The sequence below is a fragment of the Streptomyces sp. NPDC002795 genome, from assembly GCF_042888725.1.
Lineage (GTDB): Bacteria > Actinomycetota > Actinomycetes > Streptomycetales > Streptomycetaceae > Streptomyces.
In genome coordinates, this window is sequence record NZ_JBIAQB010000011.1 from 145,683 (window position 1) to 153,883 (window position 8,201).

Here is an 8,201-nt window from a genome sequence, read left to right on the forward strand (position 1 = left end):
GTCAGCCGGTGTTGCGCAGGCCCGCGGCCACTCCGTTGACGGTGAGGAGCAGGGCCCGGCCGAGCGTCGGGTCCGGGGTCTCGTCCGCTGCCGCCGCGTCGCGCTGGCGCTTGAGCAGGGCGACCTGGAGGTACGAGATCGGGTCGAGGTAGGCGTCGCGGATCGCGAACGTCTGCTTCAACACGGGCTGCGCGTCGAGGAGTTCGCTTCCTCCGGTGATGCGCAGCACCTCGGCGACGGTCAGCTCGTGCTCGGTCACGATGGCGTCGAAGACGTGCTTGAGGTTGTCGGGCACGAGCGTGTCGACGTAGTGGCGGGCGATCCGCAGGTCCGTCTTGGCGAGGGTCATCTCGACGTTGGAGATGAAGTTGCGGAAGAAGTGCCACTGCTCGTGCATCTCGTCGAGCACGGTGGCGCCATGTCCTCGTGGTCCTGCCTCGCGCAGCGCCTTGAGGCCGGAGCCGACGCCGAACCAGCCGGGCACGATCTGCCGGGACTGGGTCCAGCCGAACACCCACGGGATGGCCCGCAGGCCGTCGAGCGAGGCGTCGGAGCCGGGGCGGCGGGAGGGCCGGGAGCCGAGGTGCAGGTCGGCGAGCTGGTCGACGGGCGTCGACGCGAGGAAGTACGACGGCAGGTCGGGGTCCTCGACGAGCCCCCGGTAGGCGTTGTGCGCGGCGTCGGAGACGACGTCCATCGCGGCGTCCCAGCGGGCGAGGGCCTCGTCGGACTGGCGCGGCGCCGTGTGCAGGGCGGAGGCCTGCAGCGTGGCCGCGACGGTCAGTTCCAGGTTCTCGCGGGCCAGCGACGGCACCAGGTACTTGTCGGAGATGACCTCGCCCTGCTCGGTCACCTTGATCTCGCCCTCCAGGGTTCCCCAGGGCTGGGCGAGGATCGCGTCGTGCGAGGGGCCGCCGCCGCGGCCGACGGTGCCGCCGCGGCCGTGGAAGAGGCGCAGGCGCACGCCGTAGCGGTGCGCGACGTCGCGCAGCCGGCGCTGGGCGCGGTGGATCTCCCACTGCGACGTGGTGATGCCGCCGAACTTCGAGGAGTCGGAGTAGCCGAGCATGACCTCCTGCACGTCCCCGTTGAGCGCGACGAGGCGCCGGTAGGACGGGTCGGAGAGCATGTCCTCCAGGATCGTGTCGGCGGCCTTCAGCTCGTCCGTCGTCTCCAGGAGCGGCACGATGCCGATCTTGGCCCAGCCCGCGTGCAGGTCGATGAGGCCCGCCTCGCGCGCGAGGACGGTCGCGGCGAACACGTCGTCGGCGCCCTGGCACATCGAGATGATGTACGACTCGATGACCTCGGGCCCGAACACGTCGAGGGCTCTGGTGATGGTGTGGAAGACGCCGAGGGTCTTCTCTCCGGCGGCGTCCAGCGGGGCCGGGGTCGGCGCCAGCGGACGGCGCGAGCGCAGCTCCTTGGCGAGCAGCTTGCCGCGGTACTCGCGCGGCATGTCGGCGTAGCGCCAGGACTCCTCGCCGAGCCGGTCGAAGAGCTGGCCGAGCGCGTGGTGGTGCGCGTCGGCGTGCTCGCGTACGTCCATCGTGGCGAGCTGCAGACCGAAGGCGGACAAGGTCCGGATCGTACGGTTCATGCGGCCTTCGGCGAACAGTCCGCCGCGGTGCTCGCGCAGCGAGGTCTGGATGAGGGCCAGGTCGTGGATCAGCTCGGCGGTGCCGAGGTAGTCGCGGCCCTCCTCGTGCGGCGTGTTCCTGGCGAGCCGCGTCTTGGTGTTCTCCAGCTTCTGCCGGATCGCGGTGGCCTTGAGCCGGTAGGGCTCCTCCGCGTTGAGCCGCTTGTAGCGGGGGCTGATCTCCGGGAGGCGCTCCAGGTCGCACTGGAGCGAGGTGAGCAGCTCCTCGGTGGCGCCCGTGTAGCGGATGGAGTTCGACAGGAAGCCGCGCAGTTCGTCGACCAGGTCGACGGCGTCGTTGATGCCGTGCTCGTGCTGGAGGATCAGGACGTCCCAGGTGACCTGCGGGGTCACGTTCGGGTTGCCGTCGCGGTCGCCGCCGATCCAGGTGCCGAAGGTGAGCGGCCGGGTCGTCTCGGGGATGGTGACGCCGACGCGCTCCAGCTCGGCGGTGAGGTCCTCCAGGACGTCTCCGACGGCGCCGGCGTGCAGCTCGTCCAGGTAGTAGATCGCGTTGCGCGACTCGTCCGTGACCTCGGGGCGGACGACGCGCAGCTCGTCGGTCTGCCACACGAGGTCGATGTTCTCGGCGAGGCGGGTGTCGTAGCGGCGGCGGTCGGTCTCCAGGACCGGGGTCTCCAGGAGCTCGGCGACGCGGCGCAGCTTGCCGAGGACGCTGCGCCGGGCGGCCTCCGTCGGGTGGGCCGTGAAGACGGGTCGTACGTTCAGGTGCTTGACCGTGTCGCGCAGGTGGTCCGGGTCGGCGTCCTTGAGCCGGTCCGCGGTGCGGGCGAGCAGTCCGCCCTCGGCGGCCCGCATGGCGCGCAGTTCGCGGCCACGGTGCACCTGCTCCGTCACGTTGGCCAGGTGGAAGTACGTGGAAAAGGCGCGGACCAGCTTGGCCGCGGTGTCCAGCTCGGTGCCGCGCAACAGCTCGGCGGCGGCCTCGCCGTCCTCGCGGGTCAGGCGGCGGACCTTCTCGACCAGTTCCAGCAGCTCCGGGCCCTCCTGGCGGACCAGGGTCTCGCCCAGCAGGTCACCGAGCCGACGGATGTCGGCGCGCAGCTCGGGGCTGGTGGTCGTCGCAGCGGTCTGTTCGTCGGCACTGCTCACAGGTGCGGCTCCTTGCAGTAGTCAGGAGGGAGGATCCCCGGAACCGGGTACTAGACCCGGGGTGGAGATTCAGAGCGGACCGCGCTGTCCGACCGATTCCAAGGATATGTGCCACCGCCGGCGGAGAGGCTGGGGCCTCTTGCCGTCCGGCTGCACGCAGACATAGTTACGGTGCCGTAGGTTACGGAACCGTAGGAAAGCTGTCCGCGGATCCCAGTGGATCTCCTGACCCGTCTCAGCCCGTCTCAACCCTCGACTTCCAGGGGACTCACATGGCAACCAGTACCGATGTGATCGAAGACGCCCCCGGTCCGGCGCCCGGACCGCCCGCCACCTCGCGTTCCGCGACGCTCGGCGGCGAAAAGAAGCGTTCAGTGGAGCAGCTCACACTGCTCGTGTTCATCATCGTCCCGTTCCTCGCCGTGCTCGCGGCGGTGCCGCTGGTCTGGGGCTGGGGAGTGAGCTGGCTCGACCTGGGGCTGCTCGTCCTCTTCTACTTCGTCGGCTGCCACGGCATCACGATCGGCTTCCACCGGTACTTCACGCACGGCTCCTTCAAGGCGAAGCGTCCGCTGCGGATCGCGCTGGCGGTCATGGGCTCGCTCGCGGTGGAGGGCCCGGTCGTGCGCTGGGTCGCCGACCACCGCAAGCACCACAAGTTCTCCGACGCCGACGGCGACCCGCACTCGCCGTGGCGGTACGGGGAGACGGTCCCGGCCCTGCTGAAGGGCCTGTGGTGGGCGCACATGGCCTGGATGTTCGACGAGGAGCAGACCTCGCAGGAGAAGTTCGCGCCGGATCTGGTCAAGGACCCGGCGATCCGCGCGATCTCCCGCCAGTTCATCGCGTGGGCGGCGCTGTCGCTCTTCCTCCCCGCCCTGATCGGCGGTCTGGTCACGATGTCGTGGTGGGGCGCGTTCACGGCCTTCTTCTGGGGCTCGCTCGTCCGGGTGGCGCTGCTTCACCACGTGACGTGGTCGATCAACTCGATCTGTCACGCGGTAGGCAAGCGCCCCTTCAAGTCCCGTGACCGCTCCGGCAACGTGTGGTGGCTGGCCGTGCTGTCCTGCGGCGAGTCCTGGCACAACCTGCACCACGCGGACCCGACGTCGGCGCGGCACGGGGTGGAGCGCGGCCAGATCGATTCCTCGGCCCGTCTCATCCGCTGGTTCGAGCAGCTGGGCTGGGCGTACGACGTGCGCTGGCCGTCGAAGGAGCGCATCGCCTCCCGCCGCAAGAGCGAGGGCGTCGACCCGGCATGATGGACAGCGTGGCGACCGACTCAAGCACCCCGAGCAACGACCGGCCCGACAACAAACCGCGGCGTGCGCGCCGCACCCGTATGACGGGAGCGGAGCGACGCCAGCAGCTGCTCGATGTGGGTCGCACACTGTTCGCCGCCAAGGGCTTCGAGGCCACGTCGGTGGAGGAGATCGCGGCGAAGGCCGGGGTCTCCAAGCCGGTGGTGTACGAGCACTTCGGTGGCAAGGAGGGCCTGTACGCGGTCGTCGTCGACCGGGAGATGCGCCAGCTCCTCGGCATGGTCACCGGTTCGCTGACGGCGGGCCACCCGCGCGAACTCCTGGAACAGGCGGCGTTCGCGCTTCTCGACTACATCGAGGAGTACACGGACGGCTTCCGCATCCTGGTCCGGGACTCCCCCATCCCGCAGTCCACGGGCTCCTTCGCGTCGCTGATCTCCGACATCGCGACGCAGGTCGAGGACATCCTCGGCCGCGAGTTCAAGAACCGGGGCTTCGACCAGAAGCTGGCGCCGCTGTACGCGCAGGCGCTGGTCGGCATGGTCGCGCTCACGGGGCAGTGGTGGCTGGACGCCCGCAAGCCGAAGAAGGCGGAGGTCGCCGCGCATCTGGTGAATCTGGCGTGGCACGGGCTCGACGGGATCGAGCCGAAGCCGAGGCTGATAGGGCACCGGAAGAGTTGAGCGGCACCGGGGTCGACGTCTCGGGGCTCTGCCCCGGGCCCCGCGCCTCAATCGCCGGCGGGGCTTGAAGAGACCATCTCCAGCCGGTTGCCCACAGGGTCCTGGCAGTAGAAGCGGCGGCGGCCCGGCAGCAGGTCGTCCCATTCGACCGCCACGCCGCGCTCCGTCAGTCTCCGCGCGTACGCCTCGATGTCGCGTACCAGAAGTCCTGGGTGTGCCTTTTTCGCGGGGCGGAAGTCCCGGTCGATGCCCAGGTGCAGCCGCACCGCCCCCGCCTCGAACCAGCACCCGCCCCGCGCCGCGAGCGCCGGTGGCTTGGGCGTTTCGGTCATGCCGAGGTCGTCGACGTAGAACGACCGCAGGACCTCCTCGCTGCCCGGCGGCGCCGCGAGCTGCACGTGGTCCACGCCGACCAGGGTCATGAGCGGGTCGCCACCACGAAGATCCGCCGGAACGGCAGCACCGTGCCGTGCTCCGTCGCCGGGTACGCCTCGCGGAGCAGATCGCGGTACTCGGTGACGAACGCGTCCCGCGCCTCCGGGTCGTCCGCGAGCGCCGTCAGGACCGGGCGCAGGCCGGTGCCCTTGACCCAGTCGAGCACCGGGTCGGGGCCCTGGAGGAGATGCGTGTACGTCGTCTCCCAGGCGTCGACCTCGCAGCCGAGGCCGGCGAGCCGTTCCAGGTAGGCCGCGGGCGTGAGCACCGCGTCCCCGTGGCGCAGCACTCCCGCCAAGCGGTCCTTCCAGTGGGCCGATTCCGTCAGTTCCCGCATCAGGACGTGGCTGGGCGCGTCGAAGTTGCCGGGCACCTGGAAGGCGAACGTGCCGCCGGGGGCCACCGCGTCGATCCACCGGGGGAAGGCGTCGGCGTGGTCGGGGACCCATTGCAGCGTCGCGTTCGACAGCAGCAGGTCGTACGTCTCCGTGGGCGCCCAGTCGGCGGCGTCCGCGTACGTGAAGTCGAGGCGGTCGGTGGCGTGGGCGGCGGCCTGCTCCAGCATCTGTGGCGAGTTGTCGTAGCCGGTGATGCGGGCGGTGGGCCAGCGTTCGGCGAGCAGCGTCGTGACGTTGCCGGGGCCGCAGCCGAGGTCGGCGATGCGGGCGGGTTCCCCCGGGAGGGCGGGGACGCGGGCGAGCAGGTCGACGAAGGGGCGGCCGCGATGACCCGCGTGCCGGAGGTACTGCTGGGGGTCCCAGGTGGGTGCAGGTGTCATGTCGTAAGCGTCTTCCGCAGATATCTCGATGTCAAGATAGTCGACCTCAAGAGACTTCATGTCGACACACCCCCTACACTGATCGTCATGGAGGACGAGGTCGACCGTCTGGTCTCAGCGTGGCGCCGAGAGCGCCCCGACCTCGACGTGGAGCCCCTTGAGGTGCTCAGTCGGGTCAGCAGGCTCGCGCGCCATCTCGACAGGGCCCGCCGCCTGGCCTTCTCCGAGCACAACCTGGAGCCGTGGGAGTTCGACGTCCTGACGGCACTGCGCCGCGCGGGCACCCCGTATCAGCTCTCTCCCGGTCAGCTGCTCACGCAGACCCTGGTGACGTCCGGCACGATGACCAACCGTATCGACCGTCTCGCCAAGAAGGGGCTCGTCGAGCGCCTGCCGGATCCCAGCGACCGCCGCGGCGTCCTGGTCCGCCTCACGGACGAGGGCCGCGACCGCGCCGACCAGGCCCTGGCCGGGCTGCTTGATCAGGAGCGGGCGATCCTGGCGGAGCTCTCCCGAGGGGACCGGGCCGAATTGGCGTCGCTGCTGCGGCAGTTGACGGCGCCGTTCGACAACATTCCCGGCTAGCCGCGCGGGGCTCAGCTGGCCGCTTCCAGGTCGACCGGGCCCACGCCCGCCCTTCGGGCTAGGGCGACCGCCGCAAGCGTCGAGTGGACGCCGAGTTTGCCCAGCACGTTCTGCATGTGCGTACGCACCGTGTGCGGCGACAGGAACAGCCGCTCCGCCACCGCCTTGCGGCCGAGGCCCGCCACCATGCAGCGCAGCACCTCGCGCTCCCGTGGCGTCAGGGACTCGACGAGCCGCTCGGACTCGGTGCGGTGCTTGCGGGCCGCGGTCAACTCCCGCAGGACGCCCGTGAGCAGCGCCGGCGGCAGATGCGTCTCCTCCCGCAGCACGCCCCGTATGACGGTCAACAGGCGCGACAGGGAGCAGTCCTTGGCGACCCAGCCGGACGCCCCCGCCTGGAGCGCGAGCGCCGCACGGCGCGGATCGTCCCGCTCGGCGAGCACCACCGAACGGACGGCGGGCTGCGCCGAACGGACGCCCGCCACCAGGGAGATACCGTCGACGAGGCCGTCCTGCGCGGCACTGTCGGGCACCGCTGTCGGCGCGCGCATGCCCTGGAGCGATGCCGCGCCCAGGTCCGCGTCGATCAGCAGCACATCGAATCGGCGGCCCTCCGCGACCGCCCGGTCGAGGCAGCGCAGAGCGGCGGGGCCGCTCCCCGCGGCCGACACGTCGACATCGGTCTCGGCGGCGAGCGCCGCGGCGAGTGACTCGGCGAAGATGCGATGGTCGTCGACTACGAGGACCCGAATGCGTACCACGTGATTACCCCCTTCCCCGAGCTCCGGTACGGAGCAGGGGATACCCCATCGTCGGGGAACGGATCAACGCAGGTACGGCGCCCGGAGTGCGGGTCGCCGAAGCCGCACGGCCGCCGCCGTGTGCCGAACTGCTACCCCCGCTCCGGGCGTCGTACCCGGCTGTCTCGCCCCCTGATCGGCACCGGCCCCCACCGGTGCTGTCCTCAGACTAGAGGCGAAGGCCCTGAGGGGAAGTCAATTCGCAGAACTGGTGGGCGGTTGGCACCGCGGCGACTGTCCTGCGCGTTTATGGTGATGCGCATGTTTCGCATCGAGACAGAAGTCGACAAGGAACGCTCCCTTCTGCTCCGGTCGCTGCTGAGGGAGGCCAACGCGGCGGCGTCACCGGTCCTCGGCGAGCTGCGCGGCACCCCCGCCGACCAGCATGTCCCGCTCCAGGTATGGATGTTGGACGAGGACGGCGCGCTGGTGGCGGGGCTCGACGCGTACACGTGGGCGTTCTGGCTGCACGTGGACATGCTCTGGGTCGCCGAGCCGCACCGCGGCGCGGGCCTCGGCTCCCGCCTCCTCGCGGAGGCGGAGCGCATCGCGCACGAGGAGCACGAGTGCCGCGCCGCCCGCGTGGAGACCTGGGACTTCCAGGCCCCGGGTTTCTATCGGTTGCAGGGGTACGAGGTGGTGTCCGTGATCCCCGACTACCCGCCCGGAATCAAGGAGTTCACGCTGACGAAGCGGCTGGCCTGAACAGCCACGCCAAAACACCCACCGAGACCTGGGCCCGTGCGCGGAGCGCACCATAAAACACAGCCAGGCCCCGGGCTTCTATCGGTTGCAGGGGTACGAGGTCGTGTCCGTGATCCCCGACTACCCGCCCGGAATCAAGGAGTTCACGCTGACGAAGCGGCTGGCCTGAACAGCCACGCCAAAACACCCACCGAGACCACG

Annotated in this window: 8 protein-coding genes; 4 read left to right on the forward strand and 4 right to left on the reverse strand. The window is 70.4% G+C overall.

What is annotated here, in order from left to right; translation table 11 throughout:
- Window position 1: 1 nt before the first annotated feature.
- Complete coding sequence (gene ppc, locus ACFYWS_RS30545; RefSeq protein WP_389281788.1) at window positions 2-2,752, reverse strand: phosphoenolpyruvate carboxylase; 2,751 nt, start codon at window positions 2,750-2,752, stop codon at window positions 2-4.
- A gap of 272 nt (window positions 2,753-3,024) precedes the next feature.
- Here ppc and ACFYWS_RS30550 point away from each other — a divergent pair, with 272 nt between their 5' ends.
- Window positions 3,025-4,014, forward strand: a complete 990-nt coding sequence (locus ACFYWS_RS30550; RefSeq protein ID WP_389281789.1) for an acyl-CoA desaturase — start codon at window positions 3,025-3,027, stop codon at window positions 4,012-4,014.
- Window positions 4,011-4,697, forward strand: a complete 687-nt coding sequence (locus ACFYWS_RS30555; RefSeq protein ID WP_389281790.1) for a TetR family transcriptional regulator — start codon at window positions 4,011-4,013, stop codon at window positions 4,695-4,697. Before ACFYWS_RS30550 ends, ACFYWS_RS30555 begins: the two co-directional genes overlap by 4 nt.
- Window positions 4,698-4,744: 47 nt before the next feature.
- Here the strand turns inward: ACFYWS_RS30555 and ACFYWS_RS30560 are convergent, their stop codons facing one another.
- A complete protein-coding gene (locus ACFYWS_RS30560) occupies window positions 4,745-5,119 on the reverse strand; it encodes a VOC family protein (protein ID WP_389281792.1) in 375 nt (124 codons plus the stop codon).
- Window positions 5,116-5,910, reverse strand: coding sequence for a trans-aconitate 2-methyltransferase (locus ACFYWS_RS30565; protein ID WP_389281794.1), 795 nt, complete (start codon window positions 5,908-5,910; stop codon window positions 5,116-5,118). The genes ACFYWS_RS30560 and ACFYWS_RS30565 overlap by 4 nt, the downstream gene beginning before the upstream one ends.
- A gap of 87 nt (window positions 5,911-5,997) precedes the next feature.
- Between ACFYWS_RS30565 and tamR the strand changes: the two genes are divergently transcribed.
- A complete protein-coding gene (gene tamR / locus ACFYWS_RS30570) occupies window positions 5,998-6,495 on the forward strand; it encodes a MarR family transcriptional regulator TamR (protein WP_389281796.1) in 498 nt (165 codons plus the stop codon).
- 11 nt (window positions 6,496-6,506) lie between these two features.
- On the opposite strand, the gene ACFYWS_RS30575 is transcribed toward tamR, so the two are convergent.
- A complete protein-coding gene (locus ACFYWS_RS30575; RefSeq protein WP_389281798.1) occupies window positions 6,507-7,256 on the reverse strand; it encodes a LuxR C-terminal-related transcriptional regulator in 750 nt (249 codons plus the stop codon).
- A 300-nt stretch (window positions 7,257-7,556) separates the two neighbouring features.
- Between ACFYWS_RS30575 and ACFYWS_RS30580 the strand changes: the two genes are divergently transcribed.
- Complete coding sequence (locus tag ACFYWS_RS30580) at window positions 7,557-8,000, forward strand: GNAT family N-acetyltransferase (RefSeq protein ID WP_389281800.1); 444 nt, start codon at window positions 7,557-7,559, stop codon at window positions 7,998-8,000.
- The last annotated feature ends 201 nt before the right edge of the window (window positions 8,001-8,201 follow it).

Coding starts and splice junctions, on each gene's coding strand:
- tamR (WP_389281796.1), top strand. CDS start 5,998: ATGGAGGACGAGGTCGACCGTCTGGTCTCAGCGTGGCGCCGAGAGCGC.
- ACFYWS_RS30550 (WP_389281789.1), top strand. CDS start 3,025: ATGGCAACCAGTACCGATGTGATCGAAGACGCCCCCGGTCCGGCGCCC.
- ACFYWS_RS30565 (WP_389281794.1), bottom strand. CDS start 5,910: ATGACACCTGCACCCACCTGGGACCCCCAGCAGTACCTCCGGCACGCG.
- ACFYWS_RS30580 (WP_389281800.1), top strand. CDS start 7,557: ATGTTTCGCATCGAGACAGAAGTCGACAAGGAACGCTCCCTTCTGCTC.
- ACFYWS_RS30560 (WP_389281792.1), bottom strand. CDS start 5,119: ATGACCCTGGTCGGCGTGGACCACGTGCAGCTCGCGGCGCCGCCGGGC.
- ACFYWS_RS30555 (WP_389281790.1), top strand. CDS start 4,011: ATGATGGACAGCGTGGCGACCGACTCAAGCACCCCGAGCAACGACCGG.